This is a genomic window from Microbacterium sp. HD4P20 (genome assembly GCF_019449275.2).
Taxonomy (GTDB): Bacteria; Actinomycetota; Actinomycetes; order Actinomycetales; family Microbacteriaceae; genus Microbacterium.
Genome location: NZ_JAHZQZ020000011.1, coordinates 193,382 through 216,690, shown reverse-complemented (window position 1 = coordinate 216,690; position 23,309 = coordinate 193,382). Strand labels below are relative to the sequence as shown.

General features: G+C 71.0%; 15 protein-coding genes. 6 read left to right on the top strand and 9 right to left on the bottom strand.

Annotation, left to right across the window (positions count from 1 at the left end; genetic code table 11):
* Positions 1-17: 17 nt before the first annotated feature.
* Genes K0817_RS04120 through K0817_RS04105 form a run of 4 tightly spaced genes read right to left on the bottom strand, consistent with a single transcriptional unit; the run spans position 18 to position 7,012 of the window.
* Positions 18-860, bottom strand: a complete 843-nt coding sequence (locus tag K0817_RS04120) for an ABC transporter ATP-binding protein (protein WP_219980097.1) — start codon at positions 858-860, stop codon at positions 18-20.
* On the bottom strand, positions 857-1,828 hold the full coding sequence (locus K0817_RS04115; protein WP_219980096.1) for an ABC transporter ATP-binding protein: 972 nt from the start codon (positions 1,826-1,828) through the stop codon (positions 857-859). The genes K0817_RS04120 and K0817_RS04115 overlap by 4 nt, the downstream gene beginning before the upstream one ends.
* Positions 1,829-1,832: 4 nt before the next feature.
* The gene (locus K0817_RS04110; protein ID WP_219980095.1) at positions 1,833-4,574 is read right to left on the bottom strand and encodes an FtsX-like permease family protein; all 2,742 of its coding nucleotides are present in this window, start codon (positions 4,572-4,574) and stop codon (positions 1,833-1,835) included.
* Entirely contained in the window at positions 4,571-7,012 is a 2,442-nt protein-coding gene (locus K0817_RS04105; RefSeq protein WP_219980094.1) for an FtsX-like permease family protein, read from the bottom strand. The genes K0817_RS04110 and K0817_RS04105 overlap by 4 nt, the downstream gene beginning before the upstream one ends.
* A gap of 109 nt (positions 7,013-7,121) precedes the next feature.
* On the opposite strand from K0817_RS04105, the gene K0817_RS04100 reads away from it, so the two are divergent.
* Entirely contained in the window at positions 7,122-7,691 is a 570-nt protein-coding gene (locus K0817_RS04100) for an HhH-GPD-type base excision DNA repair protein (RefSeq protein ID WP_219980093.1), read from the top strand.
* Positions 7,692-7,699: 8 nt separating this feature from the next.
* Here the strand turns inward: K0817_RS04100 and K0817_RS04095 are convergent, their stop codons facing one another.
* Positions 7,700-7,855, bottom strand: coding sequence for a hypothetical protein (locus K0817_RS04095; RefSeq protein WP_219980092.1), 156 nt, complete (start codon positions 7,853-7,855; stop codon positions 7,700-7,702).
* 139 nt (positions 7,856-7,994) lie between these two features.
* On the opposite strand from K0817_RS04095, the gene K0817_RS04090 reads away from it, so the two are divergent.
* Complete coding sequence (locus K0817_RS04090) at positions 7,995-8,624, top strand: LysE family translocator (protein ID WP_219980091.1); 630 nt, start codon at positions 7,995-7,997, stop codon at positions 8,622-8,624.
* Here K0817_RS04090 and K0817_RS04085 read toward each other — a convergent pair.
* Positions 8,617-9,219, bottom strand: a complete 603-nt coding sequence (locus K0817_RS04085; RefSeq protein ID WP_219980090.1) for a TetR/AcrR family transcriptional regulator — start codon at positions 9,217-9,219, stop codon at positions 8,617-8,619. The two genes, K0817_RS04090 and K0817_RS04085, sit on opposite strands and share 8 nt — an antisense overlap.
* Before the next feature lie 23 nt (positions 9,220-9,242).
* Here K0817_RS04085 and K0817_RS04080 point away from each other — a divergent pair, with 23 nt between their 5' ends.
* The 3 genes from K0817_RS04080 to K0817_RS04070 all read left to right on the top strand — a co-directional run bounded on the left by K0817_RS04080 (position 9,243) and on the right by K0817_RS04070 (position 12,490).
* The gene (locus K0817_RS04080) at positions 9,243-10,400 is read left to right on the top strand and encodes an MFS transporter (RefSeq protein ID WP_219980089.1); all 1,158 of its coding nucleotides are present in this window, start codon (positions 9,243-9,245) and stop codon (positions 10,398-10,400) included.
* 80 nt (positions 10,401-10,480) lie between these two features.
* Complete coding sequence (locus K0817_RS04075) at positions 10,481-10,948, top strand: NfeD family protein (protein WP_219980088.1); 468 nt, start codon at positions 10,481-10,483, stop codon at positions 10,946-10,948.
* Positions 10,949-10,996: 48 nt separating this feature from the next.
* Positions 10,997-12,490, top strand: a complete 1,494-nt coding sequence (locus K0817_RS04070; protein WP_219980087.1) for a flotillin family protein — start codon at positions 10,997-10,999, stop codon at positions 12,488-12,490.
* Between the two features lie 118 nt (positions 12,491-12,608).
* Here K0817_RS04070 and K0817_RS04065 read toward each other — a convergent pair whose 3' ends face one another.
* Both K0817_RS04065 and K0817_RS04060 read right to left on the bottom strand, forming a co-directional pair.
* On the bottom strand, positions 12,609-13,991 hold the full coding sequence (locus K0817_RS04065; protein ID WP_253735165.1) for a glycine--tRNA ligase: 1,383 nt from the start codon (positions 13,989-13,991) through the stop codon (positions 12,609-12,611).
* A gap of 114 nt (positions 13,992-14,105) precedes the next feature.
* Positions 14,106-15,431, bottom strand: coding sequence for an alpha-hydroxy-acid oxidizing protein (locus tag K0817_RS04060; RefSeq protein WP_219980085.1), 1,326 nt, complete (start codon positions 15,429-15,431; stop codon positions 14,106-14,108).
* A 361-nt stretch (positions 15,432-15,792) separates the two neighbouring features.
* Between K0817_RS04060 and K0817_RS04055 the strand changes: the two genes are divergently transcribed.
* Positions 15,793-22,125, top strand: coding sequence for a fibronectin type III domain-containing protein (locus K0817_RS04055; protein WP_253735164.1), 6,333 nt, complete (start codon positions 15,793-15,795; stop codon positions 22,123-22,125).
* A gap of 179 nt (positions 22,126-22,304) precedes the next feature.
* Here the strand turns inward: K0817_RS04055 and K0817_RS04050 are convergent, their stop codons facing one another.
* Positions 22,305-23,177, bottom strand: coding sequence for a hypothetical protein (locus K0817_RS04050; protein WP_253735163.1), 873 nt, complete (start codon positions 23,175-23,177; stop codon positions 22,305-22,307).
* Between the last annotated feature and the right edge of the window lie 132 nt (positions 23,178-23,309).

Sequence of the window (23,309 nt, the reverse complement as noted above, 5' to 3'; positions counted from 1 at the left end):
GCCCGCGGGCCCCCGGGTCAGTCGCCGGAGCGCCGCTGCTCGCGGGCCTCGGCGCGAGTGAGCGGAACGCGAGGCGTGGCGGGAGCTTCTGCCACGGCCTCGTCGGCCGGGTTCTGCTCTTCGACCGCGACGGCGGGGGTGACGGATGCCGCAGGCCCGGCGACCGCGGTGATGCGTCCGTCGTGCAGCTCGATGACGCGGTCGGCCCGCTGCACGAGCAGCGGGTCGTGCGTCGAGACGATCGCCGCCAGGCCCTGCGTGTGCACGAGCTCGCCGATGAGGTCCATGACCGTGGCCGCCGTGCGGGAGTCGAGTTGGCCGGTCGGCTCATCGGCGATGAGCACGTGCGGGCGGGCGGCGATCGCGCGTGCGATGCCGACGCGCTGCTGCTGGCCACCCGACAGCTCACTCGGGCGCTGCGCCGCGTGGTCGGCGAGGCCGACGAGGCGCAGCGCCTCGGCGACACGCTGGTCGCGCTCGGCGGGCGGCGTCTTGACGATGCGCAGCGGCAGCTCCACGTTCTCGGCGGCGGAGAGGATCGGGATGAGGCCGAACGACTGGAAGACGAAACCGAGGCGTTCGCGACGCAGCTCGGCGAGCGCGTCCTCGTCGAGCGCGGTGGCTTCGACATCGCCGATCCAGACCCGGCCCGACGTCGGCCGGTCCAGCCCGCCGAGCAGGTTGAGCAGCGTCGTCTTGCCGGCTCCCGACGCGCCGCGCACGACCACCAGCTCGCCGGCCGACACCTCGATGTCGATGTCGACGCACGCGTGCACCTCGCCGGCTGCCGAGACGAACGTGCGGGTGAGCTTCTCACCGCGCAGGGCAAGGGCGCCGTCCTGAGCTTGTCGAAGGGTCATGAGGGTTCCTCTGTGGTTCGGGGCGTTTCGTCTCGCTTCGCTCGCTCAATGAGCGGGGGCGGCGACTGCTGGCCGGGCCAGACACCGACGTGGTCGGGCTCGAGCGCGAGGCGCACGCGTTCGCGAAGCTCGAGCGCCGCCACGAACTCGTCGGGGAGCTGCAGGCGGCCGACGCGGTCGAGCACCGCGTACTCCTCGGCGACGTGATGCTCGGCGCCGTGCTCATCGAGGCGTGTCGAGCGCAGCACCTCGGTAGAGGTGCGGCCGTCGCGGATCTGCACGGTGCGGGCGACATGCTCCGACACCGCGGGGTCGTGCGTGACGATGAGCGTCGTCACGCCCAGTTCGCGGTTGACCGAGCGCATCGCCTCGAGCACGTGCGCGCTCGTGGTGTCATCCAGCTCGCCGGTGGGCTCGTCGGCGAGAAGCACGCGGGGGCTGTTCGCGATGCCGACCGCGATCGCCACCCGCTGCTGTTCGCCGCCCGACATCTCGGCGGGGCGGCGGTCGGCGCAGTGCGAGACCTCGAGCAGATCCAGCAGTTCGGTCACGCGCGCCCGGCGCGCACCCGCGCCCTTCGCCGCGCCGGCGATGGCGAGCGTGGCGGCGACGTTCTCGCTCGCGGAGAGGTACGGCAGCAGGTTGCGCGAGGTCTGCTGCCACACGAACCCGACGCTGCGGCGGCGGAACGCCACGCGCTCCTTCTCCTTCATCGTCAGCAGGTCGTGCCCCGCGACCCACGCGACACCCGCCGTCGGCTGGTCGAGGCTCGAGAGGATCGACAGGAGGGTCGACTTGCCCGATCCCGAGGCCCCGACCACGGCCACGAGCTCGCCCGCCTCGACACGTAGATTGAGTCCCTGCAGCGCCTGCACCTCGACGCCGGGACCACTGCCGGACTGCACCTTGAAGATGCGCACCAGATCAGTGCACAGGATGTCGGCGTCCGGCGCCGTCACTACAGCCATCGATTCATCCTTCCTCCACCGTGCGCAGCGCACCGGCGGCGCGCACACGGCGTGAAATGAACAGGGTCACGGTGGTGAGGACCACCGCCAGGGCGACGAAGCCTCCAACCGTGAACAGCAGGATCGCCGGATCGATCACATAGGCGGGCGCGACCGACGAGCCTGTGAACGGCCGCAGGTCGACAGCGCCCATGACCACGAGCGGCACCAGCGCGCCGAACACGGTGCCGGCGACCACCGCGGCCGCGGCCGGCGGTCCGATCTCCCACAGGGCGAGCGTGCTCGCAGACCGCCGGCGCGCGCCCAAGGTACGCAGCAGTGCAAGCACACGCGCGCGAGGGGCGGCGGCGAGCGTCAGCGTCATCACCATGGCCAGCGCGCTCAAGAGGGCGGCGACACCGGTCGCCAGCAGCAGCGCCCAGCGAACGCCCTGCACCGCGGGGCCGGACTGGATCTCGGCCGCCACCTGGTCCGCGTTGTCGATCCGCACGGCCTGACCGAGCACCTCGCGGATGCTCTGCTCCACGGCATCCGTCGACGCCCCCTCGTCGAGCCTCACGAGGATCGTGCGATCGCTCTGGTCGCGCCCGAGAACCGCTTCGGCGTATGACGCATCGATCGCCACCCAGTTCTCGCGGCCGCCGATGGGAACCGGACCGCGCGTGACGCCCGCGAGCTGCGCGTCGACGCCGTCAAGGCTCAGCTCGTCGGTGTCGCCGATGAGATCTTCGGCCGCGCCTGATGCGACCACCGGCATCGGCCCGTCGGCGGGGGGCTCGAGCGAGACGCCGGCGGGCAGCATCCCCGGCCCCTCGCCCTGCACGGCGCGCAGGTCGGCGGCGTCGACGACGAACACCGAGGTGCCTTCCCGCACGCCACCGATGTCGAGGGTCGCCGGCTCGGCGCCCGAGATGCCGGTCGCGAGGTCGACGCCGGCGGCCTCGTTCACCCCGGCGAGCTGCTCACGGGTGAACAGCCCGCCGTCCACGCGCAGGTCCGCGCCGATCTGCGCGCGGGACGCTTCGGCGACGCCGGACTGCAGGGTCGACAGCAGCACGCCGGACGACATCGCGACCGACACCCCGACGACGAGCGCGAGCACGGGCGTCACACCCAGGGACGGCTCGCGAAGCGCACGCGCCGAGCCGACGAAGGCGTCGAGGTCGGCTGCGGCACGCGCGCGGGCATGGGCGGCGGCAAGCGGAAGCGGGTAGAGACGAATGGTCACGAGGCAGGCCACGAGCGCCAGGAGCAGCGGTGTGGCCGCCAGCAGCAGATCGACGCCGTCGCTGTATCCGCGGATGAACAGCAGCGCCAGCGCCGTCACCGCGAGCCCTGCGACGACGCCCTCGGCGATGAGCCGCAGCCGTGATCCGCGGCGACCGAGGTCGGTGCGCGCCTGCCGCTCGGCGACAGAAGGGGCGAGGGCGAACAACACGACGACGGGTGCGATGCCCGCCATCAGCGCGGTCAGGATGCCCGCGACGCTGGGGGCGACGCCGAACACCGCTGCTCCGGCCACGACGACCGCCGTCGCTCCGATCAGCGCCGGCACGACGCCGACGAGGAAGCCCTCTGCGGCGAGCAGCCCGCGCAGCTGCCCGAGCGAGGCGCCCCGCGCCGACAGCAGCCGCAGGCTCGAACGACGACCCTCGAGGATCAGCCGGCAGCCGAGCACGAGCACTGCGGCGGAGACCCCGACCGGTCCCGCGACGAGCATCGCGATGACTCCCGCCGTGGAGCGTTGCTGGGCGAGCGCCGATTCGATGGTCGCGGTGATGTCGGCGTCGAACCCGAGGCCGAGAAGCCCCGCACCCTGCTCCGTCGTTCCGATCGGATGCGACACCGCAGTGAGCTTGTTGAGGGCTGCGATGGCGGCCTCGGCGTTGTCGCCCACGATCCGGTCGGTGTCGGTCGGGTACCAGACGAGGGTGGACCGCTCGTCACGGAGGCCGTACGCGACGAGGGACGCCGGATGCGCGTAGGCCGTCCCCGCCACGCGGCGGGGCTGGTTCCCGTCGTCGAAGACGAAGGGCTCGAGGACGGAGGTGACGTGATCCCAGTACTCCGACTGCGGATCCGCGGCCTCGAAAAGTCCGACCAGGTCGAGCTCGACGAGGAATCGCCGAGGGTCCCCCACCGTCCTGATCTGGCCGACGGCCCACTCCAGCTCGGCGGCCGACTCCGCCGAGAGCACGACTTCGATGCGGTTGCCGATCAGCGAGCCGCCGGGATCGCTCGGGGTTTCGGTGAGGAAGCTCACCGCGGGCTCCGGCAAGCGCCCTTCGGTGATGCGGATCTCGTCCTGGTAGGCCGGATCGAAGGCGATCGTCGCCGCCCGTGTGCCGTCGCCCTCGAGGATCTGATTCTCGAGGCTGCGCGTCACCATGCGCGCCGGCGCGAGGATGTGCGGGAGTGGCGCGTCGGCGCGCTCGCGGATGTCTTCGACCGACGCCGAGAACGGTCCCCAGATCTGCTCGGTCGTCGCGGGCTCGAAGAACGGCTCGTGGCCGATCTGCGGAAACGCCGTGGCGCCGGCGTTCTCCGACACCACGTCGCGCACCGTTGGCGCGACGACGTCCAGACGGTCGCGCAGCGTCGCGTCGCCCAGGGCGCTCAGCGCGACCGGCGCCGCCGCGGCGAGGACGGCGAGGACGAACACGAGCAGCGCCACGATCGCTCCGCCGCCCGCGTGCGAGCGGACGTGGTGCGCGACGAGCGCGCGGGTGGACGCGCGGCGGCTCATCGGGAGTCCTCCCCCACCGTGCGGCTGCGGGCGGCGCGGGAGACGCTGAGCGTCACGGCGACGACGATGACCGCGAGACCGGCGGCGAGCAGAGCGACCGCCGCGCCGAGCGGCGCCCACGTGAACGCGATGCCTCCGGCGACGGGAAGGATGCCGGGAGTCACCGCGCGCACCAGCTCGGGCACGATGAGCCACGAGGCGAGCCCGCCCGTCACCGCGCCGAGCACCAGTGCGGCGCCGAACACGCCGACCAGTTCGGCCGCACGCATGCGCCCCTGTGCTCGGCCATCGATGCCGAGCGCACGCAGCACTCCCAGCTCGCGACGGCGGGCGATGGCGAGCGTCTGCACGATCGCGAAGGCCGCGACCAGCGACAGGGCGATCGCCCCGGCCGTCGCGATCCACCAGCCCGGCACCAGGGACCCCACGACGTCGGACGCGACACCCGGCACGGCCGTCGCGACAGGTCGATCCCCCAGGGCGGCGCTCAGGTCGTCATCGGCGGCCGGATCCCCCGCCGACCAGACCGAGTTGGGGTCGACGATCGACGAGCCGCGCTGCAACTGGGATACCAACAGGCTCTCCAGCGGAGCGAAGAGGGCGAGCGACGAGGACGCGCCCGGCACGACATCGGCGATCGATGACACGGTGGCCTCGCCCCGACGACCGGTGCCGGCGTAGCGGAACTCGAACGAGTCGCCCTCGCTGATACCCAGGTGCGTCGCGAGAGCACTCGTGACGACCGCCGCGACGGCGGGGGCCTCGCCGTCGGGCCCGCCGCCGGAGGCGAGCTCGCCGCCGTCGGCGAGCCACACGATCACGTCATTGACGCCACCGGGAAACTCCGCCTCGGCTTGGATGTCGACCGGGCCGCTGCCGACGGCCTCCACCGTCTCGAGTGTCACCCGAACGGCCTGGCTGGTGAACGACCGACCGCGGTCAGCGCCGACGGCGAGTAGCCGCCACGGTGCGGTGCCGTCGGGCAGCGTGGCCTCACCGACGAGGGTCACCGAGCCGTCGTCGTTCACTCTGGCGTCGCCCTCGAGCAGGAGCCTGGCCGGGGCCCCGGTCGCATCGAGCACCAGGGCGGCGAGCGCGAGGCTCGGCGCGAGCTCGCCCTCCGACACGGCTCGCGCCGTCAAGCGCAATCCCGTAGCGCCGTCGCCGAGCGGCACCGGCTCGGCCACCACGGCGTCACCGACGGCGCCCGCGCCTCCCTCGGCCGCGGGCGCGTCACTCGGAGGTTCCGACTCCACGGGTCCCGCCGTCGCCGCCAGCGCGCTCTTGTCCACCAGTCCGCCGGCCGAGGTCACGACCGCGGCGATCCCGGGTGCCGGAACGGCGACGACCTGAGCGTCGGCATCGCCGATCTCGATGTCTTCGACGAGAGCCGGCGCCGCCGCATCCACACCGCCCACCGACGCCGCCATGGCGACGTCACCGGGGTCGGCGGATTGCGGGGACATGTCGACCCGCAGGTCGGCACCCGCGCGCACCGCGGCAGAGTCGGTCGCCATCGCCGTCCAGGTCGCGCTGTATGCGGAGGCGAAGACGGCCTGGGCGATCGTGAGCGCCACCAGCAGCACGGCGACGGCGTAGATCGGGATGCGGCGCGCCACCTGCCGCGCGGGATAGCCCGGCTGCACCGAGGGGAACGCGGCGGCCGGTCGCGCCCACGCGACCGCTGCCGCGCTGAAGACCGCCAGCGCGACCAGTGCGCCCGCCATCAGCACGACGGCGGGCGCGATCGCGACGATCGGGTCGAATCCCTCGCCGCGGGCGAGCGGCAGCTGCCAGACGACCAGTGCCGATGCCAGCAGCACGACCACCACCACAGCCGTCGTCGTCGCCCGCGCGACACGGGATGCCGACCGGGTGCGTTCGCCGCGTCGCAGCGCCACCGTGAAGACGAGGGCCAGCACGAGAGCCATGGCCGCAACCCACGGCCATGCCGCAAGGACGTCGCCCGCGGTGCCGCCGAGGGATGCCGCGAGACCGGCCGCGAGCGCCACGCCGAGCAAGGCGCCGGCGACGGCGACGGCGACTCCTTCGACGGCATCCGTCACCCAGGCCTGGGTGCGTGAGAACCCCCGGGCGCGGATCGTGGCCGTCTCGTGCTCACGTGCCGCCGAGACGAGCCGGGCCAGCTGGGCGACCGCCGTGCCGGCGAGGATCGCCACCAGCAGCACGAGCGCCGGAGCGGCGGATGCAAGCGCCGCGGCGCCCGCCTCGACGTTCTCGGCGACCTCGTCGGCCGACATTCCCGGGGGCGGCGGATCCCCTGCTCCCGCCGCGGCGCGGGCAAGCCACCCCAGCACGAGGCACACGGTGGCGATCGCCACCGCGACCGTCGCGGCGGCACTGGCCAGCAGACCGGCACGCGCCCGCGCCCGCACCCCGAGCAGTCGCGCCGACGAGGGCGCGCGGCGATCGGGCATGGGCTCGGTCCTCCGCGGTTCGTCTGGCGCCGACGTGATCCAGCCCAACTTATCCGACGCCCCTCGCCGCGGCCGTGACTCCGAACCGCGGCGGTGCGAGACTGGGCGCATGACGCTGCACATCACGGGCGACGCCGCCGCCGATCAGCTGCTGACCGACGACCCGCTCGCACTGCTCATCGGCATGCTGCTGGATCAGCAGGTCGCGATGGAGACCGCGTTCGCCGGTCCGCTCAAGATCGCGGAGCGCGCAGGAACGCTGGATGCCTCGGCATTGGCCTCGTTCGACCAGGATGCGTTCGCCGAGCTGTTCAAAGCGACGCCGGCCGTGCACCGGTTCCCGGGATCGATGGCCGGCCGCGTCCAAGCACTATGCGCCGCGATCGCGCAGGACTGGGCGGGCGACGCGGCGGCGATCTGGCGCCGCGACGACCCGGACGGGCAGACCGTTCTGAAGCGGCTCAAAGCGCTGCCGGGGTTCGGCGAACAGAAGGCCAAGATCTTCCTCGCGCTGCTCGGCAAGCAGTACGGGTACTCCGGCGACGGCTGGCGTGAGGCATCCGCCCCCTACGGCGAGGACGCATCGCACCGCAGCGTCGCCGACATCGTCTCGCCCGAGTCGCTCGCTCTCGTGCGCGAGCACAAGCGCGCGATGAAGGCGGCCGCGAAGGGCGCGTGACGCGTGTCTTAGGGGTGGGTCTGCGCCGGCCGATCCGACGCGGCTTCACGTTGGTCTTCGGCGCGCGCGGCGTCTTCCTTCACTTCGTCTGTCACGGCCTCGGTCGGGGGCGCGGTGTCGGTCTCGATGTCGTCGGAGTGGCGTTCACGGGGCTGATCGCTCATGGCGGTCTCCTCTCTCGGTGCCTCGACTGTGCTCCGTTGCGGACCCGAGAACCACGCCCTTGACAACCGGGAGCTGAGCATGGCGTCGCGCACCGGCCTGTCGCTACACTCGGCGCCACTCACCAGTTGCGGAGGATGCATGGAGCTCACGACCGTTCTGGCCTTCGCCATCGCCGCCTCGGTGGCGATCGCGATACCCGGGCCGACCGTGCTGCTCGCCCTTGCCAACGGGTCTCGCTACGGCGTGCGCCGGGCGACCTTCGGCATGCTCGGCGCGGTCGCCTCCGACATCGTGCTGGTCGTGGCGGTGGGGATCGGGCTGGGCGCACTGCTGCAAGCGAGCGAGGTCGCCTTCTCGGTCGTGAAGTGGGTGGGCGTGGCATACCTCGCCTATCTCGGCATCCGCATGATCCTCTCTCGGGGGGCGCTGCTGCACGGTGATCCCGCCGCCGATCCGCGCGGTGCACGGGGAGCGCTGTTCCTCAAGAGCTTTCTGGTCGCGGTGACCAATCCGAAGGGGTACCTGTTCGTCGGCGCCCTGCTTCCTCAGTTCATCGCGCCCGGGTCTTCGCAGCTGGCCCAATACGTCGTGATCGGGATGGTGTTCTGCGCGCTCGACTTCGCGATCATGTTCGCCTACGCGCTGCTCGGTTCACAGGCGATCCGCATGCTCAAGAAGCGCGGCGCCGTCTGGATCGAACGCGTGTGCGGCGGCGTGATGCTGGCGATGGCCGCGTGGCTCGCGACGTCGCGGCGAGCTGTCACCTGAGGCCGCGTCGAGATCCGCCGAGCTCGGCCTTCTCTCGTGCGGCGGCGACGAGGACCGCGGCGATGCGGCGAGCGATCGCGGTCGTGTGAGCCGGATCGCGCAGCCGCATCGCGAGGTCGCCGGTGACGACGAGGAGCAGCTGCTCCGCCAGTTCGCCGGCCGAATCACCGCAGAGGGGCTGAGCAAGCTCGGCGAGCCGGCTGCGCAGCGCGCGGGTGTCGTCGTGCACGGCCTGGGCGACCTCGGCCGGCGCGTCGGCGTACTCGGCGGCAGACCCCAGGAAGGCGCACCACCGTGAGCCCAGGGGCCGCGTGCGGAACTCATCGAGCGCATCGAAGACCGCGAGAAGCCGCTCCTCGTCGGTGTGCTGCCGCGCGACCGCGTCGTCCCAGACCTGCAGCCAGGCCTCATGGCGACGCCTCAGCGTGGCTGCGAGGAGCGCCTCTTTACTGGCGTACCCGCGATACAGCGTCGCCGGCGACACACCGGCCCGCTCGAGAATCGCGTCGACGGGCGTCGCGGCGATACCGCGAGAGAAGAACAGGTCGTCGGCAGCATCCAGCAGCCTGACCTCAGTGCTCGCCCGGATCGTCATGAACACACCCTAGACTCGCAAAAGTGAAACGTGCGTTTTCGTTAAGGACTGCCTCGCCGGTCGCGCTCATCGCGAGCGGGATCGCCTTGATCGCGGCGACGTACGGTCTCATCCGTCTCGCGTACGGCCTGTTCCTGCCCGACATCCAGGCCGAGCTGAACCTCGACGCCGCGACGGCGGGTGCGATCTCGGCCGGAGCGTCCCTGGTCTACTGCGTCGGCGCCCTGGCCGGGTTCGTCGCCGCGTCGCGGCACTCCCGAGCGCTCGTGATCGCGGCGGGTGCGGCCGGCGGTCTGGGAGCGGCCGGGATGGCGAGCGCGCCGGATGCCACGGCGTTCGCGGTCTTCGCGATCGCAGGCTCTGCGGGGGCAGGGCTCGCCTCGCCGGCACTGGTGACCGTCATCGAGCGGAACGTGACCGCGCCGGGCGTCGGCCGAGCGCAGGCGATGGTGAATGCCGGGACCGGGCCGGGCCTTGTCGCCGCCGGGCTGCTCGCCCTGGTGCTCCTGCCGCAATGGCGGATCGCATGGTTCCTGACGGCCGGCTTCACGGTCGCCGTCGCCGCCGTCGTGCTGCTGCTCGACCGGACGAGCCAGGCGCCGCTCCCGCGCAGCCGGCCGCTTCCGCCGCCGGGGTGGTACGTCGCACACGGACGCGTCATCGCCGCCGCACTGCTGCTCGGCACGGCGTCCGCCGCGGTCTGGAACTACGGCAGAGTGCTCCTGGTGGCGTCGGGCATGCCGGAGTCCACGTCGACCCTGGCGTGGATCGCACTGGGAGTCGGCGGCGCCTCGGTGATCGCTACGGCCCGATGGACGGGTCGGCTGGGGCCGCGGGCCACGTGGGCGCTGACGTGCGGCGCCCTCGCCGCCGCTTCGACGGCACTCGTGCTGGCCGCCGTGATCGCCCCGGTTGCGATCCTGATGTGCGTCGTCTTCGGGTGGGCGTACACCGCCGCCACGAGCGCGCTCATCGGGTGGACCTCGCTCATCGACCCCGCTCGCGCACCCGCCGGCACGGCCCTCCTGTTCATCGTGCTGGTGCTCGGGCAAGCCGCCGGTGCGGCAGCGGCCGGGTGGCTCATCACCGCGGTCGGAAGCACTCCCGCCTTCATCGCGTCGGGCGTCGTCGCCGCCGCGGCGGCAAGCCTCGCGCTGAGACTCCGCAGGCGGGAACAGTGACGTTGTCCACAATCGGGCGGCGCGGCGCGGCGGCGCGTCTGTAGGGTGGGGGCACACCCGCCCCTCGCCGTGGAGTCCACATGCTGCCCTTCCTCATCGTCGGTGGGATCGGCCTCGCCGTCCTGCTCATCTCGCTGATCGTCGGCGACATCTTCGACCACTTCGAAATCGGCGACGGCGCCATCTCGGGCACCGCTCTGGGCGTCGCCGCGGTCGTGTTCGGGGCATCCGGCGTGCTGACCTACACGGCAGGACTCGACACGGTGTGGGCCTACGTCCTCGCCGTGGTGCTGGCCGTACTGGCCTACCTCGTCGCCGTGTTCTTCGTGAAGCGGCTCACCCGGTCATCCGACGGGGTTCCGCTCTCGGCGCTCGGTCTGACCGGGGTGTCGCGCTCTGACATCACGCCCGCCGGCGGCGAAGTGAGCCTCGACGGCCCCGGCGAGGTCGAGCGACGCCTCGCGTACTCCGAGGCCCTGATCCCCGAAGGCGTCCGCATCCGCGTCGTCGAGCACTCGGGCACACGCGTCAAAGTCGTCGCCGAATAGTCCTCCACCCCCTCGAACCCGCCGATTGCCGGCATCCGGAAGGTCACCATGCTCGATCCGACGCTCATCCAGGTCATCGCCGTCGTCGCACTCATCGTCGCCGTCCTCGGCCTCATCACCTTCATCGCGCGCCGCATCCGCCGCGTCCCTCCGAACGAAGCCCTCGTGATCGTCGGCCGCGGCGCCGGCAGGCCCGCGCCCGGCGAGGGCGGCACCGGCCAGCGCGTCGTCATCGGTGGCCGCACCTTCGTGTGGCCGATCCTGCAGCAGGGCTTCTCGATCTCGCTCGAGCAGCGTCAGATCGGCATCACCGTCGAAGGCGTCGACAAGAACCGCATCAAGATCGCGATCAAGGCGTCGATCAACTTCAAGGTGTCGGGCACCGAGGACGGCGTGCGGCGTGCGGCTCAGCGATTCCTGTCGCAGCAGGGCGCGCTCACCGAGATCATCAAGGAGTCGCTCGAAGGCTCGCTGCGCTCGATCATCGGCGACATGACGATCGAGCAGATCATCTCCGACCGCAAGGGTCTGTCGGACCGCGTCGTCGCCGAGACCAAGACCGACCTGGTCGAGCAGGGTCTGCAGGTGGACCTGCTCAACATCAGCGACATCTCGACCCCTGGCAGCGACTACCTCGCCAACCTCGGTCGCGCCGAGGCCGCGCGCGCCCGCCAGGTCGCGGAGATCAGTGAGGCAGAGGCCGCCCGTGCCAGCGAGTTCGCCCGCATCGAGGCTGCCGAGCAGATCGCCGAGCGCCAGAAGGCGCTCAGCCTCAAGCAGGCCGTCATCAAGGCCGAGACCGACCGGGCGAACGCCGAAGCGCAAGCCTCCGGACAGCTGGCCACCGCCGAGCAGGACAAGCTCGTCGCGATGCAGGAACGCGAGGCCCTCACCGAGCAGGCGCTCGTGACGCAGGAGCGCCTCGACATCGAGATCCGCAAGCCTGCCGAGGCCGAGGCCTATGCAGAGGTGCAGCGCGCGACGGCCCTGCGCGATGCCGCGAACGCCGCAACCGAGGCCGACGCGTACAAGCGCACCAAGATCGCCGAGGCGAACAAGGTCGCAGCGGTGCAGGACGCCGAGGCATCCGCCACCGCCGTCCGCTTCTCGGGCGAGGCCGAGCGCGACAAGCAGGTCGCGCTGGCCGCGGGTATCCGTGCCGAGGGTGACGCCCGAGCGTCGGCGATCCAGGCCGAGGGTCTTGCCGAGGCGGCGTCGACGGATGCCAAGGCGCTCGCGCTGCAGAAGTACGGCGAGGCCGCCCTCGCGCAGGAGATCATCTCGCGCCTGCCCGAGATCGTGCGGGCCGCGGCCGAGCCGATCGCCTCGATCGACAAGCTCACGGTGATCTCGACCGACGGCGCGTCGGATCTGACCAAGACCGTCGGCAAGGTGCTCGGCGAGGGCACTGAGGTCGTGAAGAACCTCACCGGTCTCGACCTCAACACCCTGATGCAGGCTTTCGCGTTGAAGGCGACGGGCATCGACGCCACCGGCGACGGGGCCAAGACCGCGCCCGGCGCGCTCGCCGGCACCGACTGATCGCGCCGGCGGTCGCGAACGGCGGATGAGGTGTTCTGCCCGGCACAGGATGATCAGCGGCGGAGTGACCTGCCTCCGCCGGAACACCTGTTCTCGGCAAGATGGTCAGCCGGTGCGGCTAGGCGCCCTTGAGCCTCTCCGCGAGGTAGGCGTGAAGGGCGTCGAGGGGAACGCGCTCCTGACCCATGGTGTCGCGGTCGCGCACCGTCACGGCGCGGTCATCGAGCGAATCGAAGTCCACCGTGACGCAGAACGGCGTGCCGATCTCGTCCTGGCGGCGGTAGCGACGACCGATCGCGCCGGCGTCGTCGAAGTCGACGTTCCACTCGCCGCGCAGGTCTTCGGCCACCTCGCGCGCGATGGGCGACAGCTGCTCGTTGCGTGAGAGCGGCAGGATCGCGGCCTTGACGGGCGCCAAGCGGGGGTCGAGCTTGAGCACCGTGCGGGTGTCGGTGCCGCCCTTCGCGTTCGGCGCCTCCTCCTCGTGGTACGCGTCGACAAGGAACGCCATCATCGCGCGGGTGAGACCGAACGACGGCTCGATCACGTAAGGGACGTACTTCTCGCCCGAGGCCTGGTCGAAGTACGACAGCGACTGGCCCGACGCCTCGGCGTGGCTGGAGAGGTCGTAGTCGGTGCGGTTGGCGACGCCCATGAGCTCGCCCCACTCCTTGCCGGGGAACCCGAAGCGGTACTCGACGTCGATGGTGCCCGCCGAGTAATGTGCGCGTTCGTCCTCGGGCACGTCGTAGCGGCGCATGTTGGCCGGGTCGACCCCGAGGTCGGTGAACCAGTTCCAGCAGTCCTCGACCCACGCCTTGAACCACTCGTCGGCGTCGGCGGGCGGAGTGAAGAACTCGATCTCCATCTGCTCGAACTCGCGCGTGCGGAAGATGAAGTTGCCGGGCGTGATCTCGTTGCGGAAGGCCTTGCCGACCTGGCCGATGCCGAACGGCGGCTTCTTCCGCGAGGCGGTGAGGACGTTCGCGAAGTTCACGAAGATGCCCTGCGCGGTCTCGGGCCGCAGGTAGTGCAGGCCCGACTCGTCGTCGACGACGCCGAGGTACGTCTTGACGAGCCCCGAGAACGCCTTGGGCTCGGTCCAGTTGCCGCGCTGACCCGTCTCGGGATCGGGCACCTCGTCCCAGCTCTCGGGCTCGCGACCCCGCTTGGCCACGAAAGCCTCCCACAGGTGATCGGCCCGATACCGCTTGTGCGTGATCTTGGATTCCACGACCTCGTCCGCGAAGGTCGCGACGTGGCCGGATGCCTCCCACACGCGCTTGGGCAGGATGACCGACGAGTCCAGGCCCACCATGTCGCCGCGGCCGCGCACGAACGTCTGCCACCACTGCCGGCGGATGTTCTCCTTCAGCTCGGTGCCGAGAGGCCCGTAGTCCCATGCCGAACGGGATCCGCCGTAGATCTCACCCGCTTGGAACACGAACCCGCGGTGACGGGCGAGGGCGATGACTTTGTCGAGGCGGGACTGCTCGGCCACGGTGGCTCCAATGGTCGGGTGGGGACTGCACGAAGGTGCCGGAAGCCGCGAGCGCGGCATCCGTCGATTCTAGTCGTTCGGCTGCGCGCTCCTCGGGCGCGTCAGGGGTGGAGATCACACCTGGCGCAGCGCCTCTCGCCCGACGTCGGCGATCGAGACGTGGCCCGACAGCCCGAGGGTGATGTCGAGCTCGGCGAGGACGTTGCGCACCACCTCGCGCACGCCCTCCTCTCCGGCGAGGCCGAGGCCATACGCGTACGGACGCCCGAGCGCGACGGCGGTCGCGCCCAGCGCAAGCGCGATGAACACGTCGGACCCCTGCCGCACCCCGGAGTCGAACACGATCGGCACGCGCCCCGCGATGCGATCGGCGATCGTGGGCAGCACCTCGAGCGTCGGGACGGACTGGTCGATCTGGCGGCCGCCATGGTTCGAGATCCAGATGCCGTCCATGCCGGCATCCAGCGCACGGATCGCGTCGTCGGGATGCACGATGCCCTTGAGCAGGATCGGAAGGCTCGTCCACTCCCGCGCCTTCGTCATGTCGTCCCACGTGAGCGCGGGCGTCGAGAAGACGTCGAGGAACGTTTCGACCGCGGCGCGCGGCAGGGGCGAGCGCAGGTTGTCGCGCACGCTGCGCGAGCCGGTCAGCGCCGCGCCCTTGCGGGCGATCCGGACGCCCGCGGCCACCGCCTTGGGCGTGAGCTTGACCGGCGGCGCGGCATCCGGTGCCGCTGGGCCCCGCCGCACCCGGTCGCGCACCAGCTGCTGAAAGACCGGGTCGCTGGTGTACTGCGCGATCCCCATGCCGCGGGTGAAGGGCAGGAAGGCGAGGTCGAGATCACGGGTGCGCCACCCGAGCAGGTGCGTGTCGAGCGTCATGACGACGGCTTCGCACCCGGATGCCTCGGCCCGGCGCAGCAGCGACGCGTTGAGTTCGTCGGACGCCGACCAGTACAGCTGGAACAGACGCGCTCCGGAAACCCCGACCGCCTCCATCGGCATCGAGGCCTGGTTCGACAGCGTGTACGGAACGCCGAGGGATGCCGCAGCCCGCGCGACCGCGAGGTCGGCGCCGGCGTCCGCGAGCTCCATGACCCCCAGCGGTGCCAGCAGCAGCGGCGTCGGGCGGCGCGTGCCGAGGAAGTCGATCGACAGGTCGCGCTTCGAGACGTCTCGGAGCGGACGCGGCCATACCTGCCATCGGGCGAACGCGGCGCGGTTGGCCGCGACCGTGCGCTCGGCGCCCGCTCCCCCGGCGATGTAGGCGAACGCCTCGGCGCTCAGCGCCTTGCGCGCCGCCACCTCGAGGGCGTCGGCGTCGACTGGCACGCGGGGCCGGGTGCCGCTGATGCCGGCGCGGTAGATGTCGGACTGCGTCCGGCGCGAGATGCCGCGCGCGGCGGCGGGGTCTTGCGGAGCAGCGCTGCTCGTGGCCATGCGGCCAGCCTAGGGCGGGCACGTCGAGCCCGCCGCCGGTGCGGTCCGTACACACACCGACGACGAGGGAAGGGAAAGCGATTGCCCGAAACCATAGGCGACGCGGCCGCGGTGCCGCAACCCCGGGCGCGAACTTCGAAAAACGTTTCAAATTCTTCTTGCCCCTCGCCTCCGGGTCATGCCAGACTGCGAGCGGCCCCGATTGGAATGCGCTTTCCGTCGGGCCGACAACAAACCGGTCGGGCACGTCCCGACCACTCGGACAGGGCTCGAGTCCGTACGCGCCCGGTTCACGTCGACGGATGCTGCGATGCCGCAGCATCCCCGTCATCCTTTGCCAACGCTGACAACAGGAGAAACCGTGCCCCATTCGGCTGCGCACCCCCAGAGCGCATTCACGCACCCGGCGTCCGGGACGCCGCCCATCGCCCGCCCCGCGCGTCGAATCGCCGCGGCGACGACGGCGGCTGTCGTCGTCGCCGCGCTCCTGACCGCGACGCCGGCCGCGGCAGCGGCAGCGGCGATCGAACCCGGTCCCGACGGCGCGTACCGCTTCGACTTCGGCACCGGGAGCAGCCCCGTCGCCGAGGGCTTCACCGAAGTGTCTCCCGGCACCGCCTACGACGCGGGTGCCGGCTTCGGCATCTCGACGACCGAAGGTCTGACGCTGATCTCGCGTGACCGCACCGGCAGCACCGACCCCGCGGACCCCCTGACGAACGACTGGGTCGGCGGAGGCACGTGGGAGTTCCTCGTCGACCTGCCGAACGGCGACTACGACGTGACGGTCACCTCCGGCGACCAGCTCGCCGGTACCAGCACCGTCAGCACGGACGTCACCCTCGAGGGCGTGGCCGCCGGGCGCATCTCCGCACGCCAGGAGGCTGTGACCCAGACGTTCCGCACGAGCGTCGAGGACGGCCAGCTCACCGCCGGCTTCGGCGGAAGCGGCATCGCGGGACTCGTCAACGGGCTCGAGATCGTGCCGTTCACGCCGGCGGCACCGGCTGATGCCACCATCACCCGCGTCGCCTGGAACGCCGTCGACCTGTCGTGGAGCGTCGTGGACGGCGCGGTGACGTACGACGTGCTCCGCGCCGACGTGGCCGAGGACGGCGCCGTCGGCGCGTTCGCGCCGCTCGCGCAGGATCTGACCGAGACCACGCACTCCGACACGTCCGTTGTGGTGGGCGGCTCCTACGCGTACGCGATCGTCGCGGTGAGCGCCTACGATCGGGTGTCGCCACAGAGCGCCCCGCTGCTCAGCGACGAGATCCCCGAGCTCACCGCTCCGGATGCTCCGGCCGACCTGGCCGTGGCGGCCGTCACGACCGACTCGGTGACCCTCACGTGGTCGGCCGTCGCGAACGCCGAGACCTACCTCATCGAGCGCGCACCGACCGGCACCGAGGCCTTCGAGGCACTCGCCACGGTCGGTACCCCCGGTCACACCGACGCCGGCGTCGACACCGACCAGGCGTGGACGTACCGCGTGACCGCGGCCAATGCGGCCGGGTCGGCATCGGCGACCGTCGACGCCCCCGCCTACGTCGCCCCCGCCCCGCTGCCGGAAGGCGACGTGGTCACGTTCGACTTCGGGCCCGGCGCGGTCGCCGACGGAGCGCTGCCGGTCGTGAGCACCACGTCGTACCTCGCGGAGTGGGGCTACGGCTTCACCACCGCACCCACGGCAGAAGCGGCGGACGTCGATCGCGGCACCGCGGATGCGCTGCGGAGCGACTTCGTCTCCGTCGCGGGCGCCACCTTCGAGGCGGACCTGGGCGCGGGCGACTACTCGGTCCAGCTGATCGCCGGTGACGAGCAGAACCCGACCACCACCACGATCACAGCGGAGTCGATGGCCAAGGTGCAGGCCAACCCGCAGAGCGCGGGCACGTATCTCGAGATGGCCTTCACGGTCGCCCTCGTGGACGGTCGCCTGACGCTGCAGTTCGGCGGGGACGCGGCATCCCTCAACGCGCTCACGATCACACGGCTGCCCGAACGCGTCGCCGGCGCGATCCCGACGGTGTACATCTCAGGCGACTCGACGGTGCAGACCTACGACCCGATCGCGTATGCGCCGCAAGCGGGCTGGGGCCAGATGATCGACCGGTTCTTCGCCGACGACATCGCCTTCGCCAACCATGCGATCGGGGGCCGCTCGTCGAAGAACTTCATCACGCAGGGGCGCCTCGACGAGATTCTGCGCGCGATCCGGCCCGGCGACTACCAGCTGATCCAGTTCGGTCACAACGACGCCACCCAGGGCGTCGACGACCGCTACGCCAGCCCCGCCGACTACAAGGAGTACCTGCGGGTGTACGTCGAGGGCACGCGCCAGCGCGGCGCCACTCCGATCCTCGTGACGCCGGTCTCGCGCCGTTCGTTCAACCCCGACACCGGCGAGTTCAACGTCAGCTTCCCGGAGTACGTGGCGAAGATGACCGAGCTCGCGATCGAAGAGGACGTGCTGCTGGTCGATCTGTCGGCCTCCAGCCGCGCATACCTGAACGAGATCGGACCGGATGCGGCGAAGGCGGTGTTCCTGCACGTGGACCCGGGCGTGTTCCCCAACCGTCCCGGCGGCACCGTCGACGACACCCACTTCCAGGAGTACGGCGCCATCCAGATGGCCCGCCTGATCGCGCAGGACGTCGCCGAACTCGCCGACCCCCTCGCGCAGGAGGTCGTCGACATCGCGCCGCCCGCCGAGGTGCCCGTCGCACCGCAGAACCTGGTCGCCGGCGCGATCAGCAACGGCGGCGCGACGCTGCAGTGGGATGCCTCGCCCTCGGCCGACATCTACAAGATCTACCGTCAGGCCCTCGCCGACCCCGAGCCGGCATGGGCCCTGGTGGGAATGGTGACCCAGACGAGCTCGATCGTGCAGGGCCTCGCCGAGGGCACCGGCTACCGCTACCACGTCGTGGCCGTCAACGGACGCGGCGACTCCGAGCCGAGCAACGTCGTCACCTTCAACACCAAGCAGGCGCTGTACAAGTTCGACATGCAGTTGGCCGGGAACCCCCTGATGGCCGGGTACACCGAGGTCACGCCCACCATGGGCTATGACGCTTCGGTGGGCTACGGCTGGGAGCGCACCGGCGGTTCCGGCGACGGTCGCGACCGCGGCGACGCCGGCGGTGCCGCGAACGACCTCGTGCGCGACTTCGTCCTGCCCGGCGACTCGAACACCTTCGCGCTGGACGTGCCCAACGGCACCTACTCGGTGAAGACCTACTCGGGCGACTGGATCGGCACCACGCGCACCAACTTCCGCGTCGAAGGCCGCGAGGCGGGCACCGGCAACGCCGGTCGTGGGGGCGTGAACGAGACCCTGCGCGGTCCGTTCCTCGTCACCGACGGACAGCTGAACGTCGAGGCCTACGGCAGCGCGGCGGCGACCCGCTTCAACGGCCTGGAGGTCACACCGATCCTGCTCGGTCCGACCGGACTCGAAGTCACCGGCATCGACACCGACCCGGCTGCGCCGAGTGTCTCGCTGTCGTGGGATGCCGTGGGGGATGTGACCTGGAACGTCTACCGGCAGTCGCCGTTCGACGCCGCCTCGGTCCTCGTGGGGTCGGTCGACGCACCGGAGTACGTGGACACCACGGCGCGCGTCGGACTCGACTACGCCTACCACGTCACCGCTGTCGACCAGACCGACCTCGAGTCTGTGCCCTCCGACACCGTCGAGGTGTCGTTCGTCGACGAAGCTGCCGCCGCGCCGTCCGCTCCGGTGGATCTGTCGGTCGAACGCATCGACGCGCGCGAGATCGAGATCGCCTGGGCGCAGCCGGTCGGCGCGCTCTACCACCTGGTGTTCCGCTCCGAGGTCGAGGGCGAGCAGGGTGAGCTCGTCGGAATCGCCGAGACGAACCGCTACGTCGACGCCGACGAGGTGCTGACCACGATCCCGTACTACTACACGGTCGTCGCGGTCAACGCCGGCGGGGCGGGCCCGGCATCCGCCCAGCTCATCACCCAGGCCGTCACCGTGCTGCAGCGCCAGGCCGAGTACCTCGACCGCGCGCCGCTGGCGGTGCAGACCGACGACGGCATCCTGGTGTCGTGGCGACTGCTGGGCACCGATCCCGCATCGGTCGCGTTCCACGTGTACCGCGACGGCGAGCGGATCACCGACGAGCCGATCACCGGATCGACGAACCTGCTCGATTCCGACGGCGGGGCCGAATCCGAGTACTTCGTGACGAAGGTGCTCGCCGAGAAGGAGACGACCGAGACCGAGGCGTTCGGGGTGCAGTCCGGCGACTACCTGTCGCTGCCGCTGCAGAAGCCTGCCGACGGCTACACGAAGGACGGCCAGCCCTACAGCTACTCGGCGAACGACGTGAGCGTCGGCGATGTCGACGGCGACGGACAGTACGAGTACTTCGTGAAGTGGTACCCCTCGAACGCGAAGGACAACTCCCAAGCCGGCTACACCGGCAACGTCTACCTCGACGCGTACCGCCTCGACGGCACGCGCCTGTGGCGGGTCGACCTCGGGGTCAACATCCGGGCGGGCGCGCACTACACGCAGCACATGGTGTACGACTTCGACGGCGACGGCTCGTCCGAGATGATCGTCAAGACCGGCGACGGCACCATCGACGGCGTCGGCCAGCCCATCGGCAACGCCAGCGCCGACCATCGCAACAGCTCGGGCTACGTGCTGACGGGTCCGGAGTATCTGACCGTGTTCGACGGCCAGACCGGCGCGGCCATCGACACGATCGACTACACGCCGCCGCGCGGAGACGTCGGTGCGTGGGGCGACGGGTACGGCAACCGCGTCGACCGCTTCCTCGCGGGCGTGGCCTACCTCGACGGTGAGAAGCCGAGCGCGATCTTCAGCCGCGGGTACTACACCCGCGCGGTGGTGGCGGCGTACGACTTCGACGGCGAGAACCTCATCGAGCGGTGGGTGATCGACTCGACCGAGGAGGGCGCCGAGGGACTCTACGGCGAGGGCTACCACTCCCTGTCGGTCGCCGACGTGGACGGTGACAGCAAGGACGAGGTCGTCTTCGGGTCGGCGACGATCGACGACGACGGCGAGCTGCTCTACGCCACCGGCCTGGGCCACGGCGACGCCGAGCACGTGTCGGACCTGGATCCGTCGCGCCCTGGCCTGGAGATCTTCGCAGCCCACGAGAATATGACCGCCTCGGGCAACCGCGGCGCCACGTTCCGCGACGCCCGCACCGGAGAGATCCTGTGGGACATCCCCGCGAACGTCGACACCGGACGTGCCGCCTCGGGCGACATCGATCCGCGCCACCCCGGTGCCGAGAGCTGGGCCGTCGGCGGCGACGCCGCATGGAACAGCAGCGAGGGCCACCTGATGACGGCCGGCGGCGAGCGCATCGGCGACACCATCCCCGCCGCCAACTTCATGGCCTGGTTCGACGGCGACCCGCTCCGCGAGATCGTGGACCACGCGTTCCACGACGAGGAGTACTACGGCACCCCCACGGTGGCGAAGTGGAACTGGGAGACCCAGTCGTCAGAGGTCATCCTCGCCGACGAGGGCGCCCGGTCCAACAACGGCACCAAGGGAACGCCCAACGTGCAGGCCGATCTGTTCGGCGACTGGCGCGAAGAGATCGCGTGGCGCTCTGCGGACTCGTCCGAGCTGAGGATCTACTCCACCACCGATGAGACGGAGCACCGGATTCCGACGCTGATGCACGACATGCAGTACCGTGTCGCGGTCGCGTGGCAGAACACCGGCTACAACCAGCCACCGTGGCCGAGCTTCTTCATCGGCAACGACATGGCCGATGCTCCGCTCCCCTCGATCGCGGTGACGGGCGACCCTTCGGGGGCGACCGACACCACGGCCCCGGTCGTGTCTGGCATGCCCGCGGACGGCACGCTGCTGCCCAGCACGGCGACGTTCACGGTGGAGGTGACGGCGGACGACCCGGAGTCGGGCGTGCGCACACTCGACATCGCGTTCGACGGCGAGCCGGTCGCACCGGGCGAGGCGATCGAGCTCGACGGTCTTGTGGGGCCTCACACGCTGTCGGTCAACGCCGTCAACCACGACGGCCTGGTCACGCAGACCTCGGTGCGGCTGCTGGTGTTCGACGACGAAGGCGCCACACGGGCGCCCGGTCGCGGGGTGCTCTCGAGCACCTCCGGCTGGGAGGACGGTCTGCACGACGGCGCGTTCACGGTGTCGATGAACCTGTGGCACGGGGTCAATGGCTCGGTGTTCCGGCTGTACGAGAACGGGACGCTGATCTCCACCGAGCTGCTCGACCCGAACTCGCCGAAGGCGCAGCTGTCGACGGTGAACGTGGCCGGCAAGCCCAACGGCACGTACGTGTACACGGGTGAGCTGATCAACGCCGCAGGAACCACGGCGACGACGTCGGTGACCGTCAGGGTGAAGGACGCCGCACCCGCGATGCCCGTCGTCTCGCACGACAACTGGGACAAGAACGGCGACTACACCGTCACGGCCAACCTGTGGTGGGGCACCAACGGCACGGCGTACAAGCTCTACGAGAACGGCGTGCTGATCGACGAGCAGGCGCTCGCGGCGGATTCCCCCAACGCGCAGCAGGCGACGACGACCGTCACGGGACGCGGTCCCGGCAGCTACACGTACGTCGCCGAGTTCACCAACGACGCCGGCTCGACATCGTCGAAGCCGATCACCGTCACGGTGCGGTAGCGCAGAACGGAAAGGGACAGGTCTCGGCCCCACAGGCCGGGGCCTGTCCCTTCTGGCGCCGACCATGTTGGTTTCTCGCCGAGCATGTTGGTTTCTCGCCGAGCATGTCGACATGCTCGGCGCAGAACCCACATGCTCGGCGCAGAACCCACATGCTCGGCGCGGAGGGACAGGGAGGCTCAGCCGAAGCCGCACCACTCGGCCACCCACGACAGGATCCGGCCCCGCATGTCCTCGCCGACGAACAGCTCGATCTCACCGGGTTCACCGTCGACCACCACGGGCACGCTGAAGATCGTGCCGCGCTTGTCCTCCTGCACCGCGTGCGGATCGCAGCGCGACGGCACGAGCGGCAGCTCCACCACGGTGGGCGTCTGCTCCCCCGGCGCCACCACGAGGTCGAGCGGGTACACGCGGCCGATGGTCGACGGTCCGAAGTCGAGCAGGTTCGTCGTCTGGACGCCGACGACCGTGGCGCCCGCATCCCCGGTCGGCGTCACGGTGAGCTCCAGGGCGGCAGGCGCGCCCGGTGGCGACTCCCGGAACCCCGTGAAGGCGAGGGACGCGGCATCCGTCAATCGCTGCGCCCGGCACTCCCGTTCGTGGAGCGGTGCGATGAATCCCAGCGGGTCGGTGGCGGATGCCGTCACCTCGGCACTCCCGGAATCCGAGACGATCTCGAGCACGACCTCGGGCCGCGCGTCGCCGGGCGCCGAGCAGTCGACGCCGGGCAGCTGTACCCGCACGTCGACGCTGCGGCCCGCCGAAAGGGTGCTCGTGCGATCCGCGACCACCCGCGCCGCCGCACCGTCGAACCTCGGGTCTTCGACACGGACCTCGCCGATCGTGAGGGCCTCATCGGACCCGTTCGTCACGTGCACCTGCGCGTGGCGCGGCGCGACGTCGGCGCGCAGCTGCACCAGCTCGACCGTCACTCCGGCAGGCAATGTCGCGGCCGGATCGGGGCCGCGGCCGGTGGGCGGCGTGCCCGCGCATCCGGCGAGCCCCAAACCCAGCAGCGTGAACCCGGCCAGCAGGCTGGGCCAACCCACTGCCCTGTGCGTCGTCCACGCGCGACCCCGTACCGTTCTCAGGGCCCGCCTGCGCCGACTATCGGCGGAACCGGCGTGTCGCGGCATCCGCCCGCATCCGGTCCTGAGAACGGTACGCACGGCACGCATGAC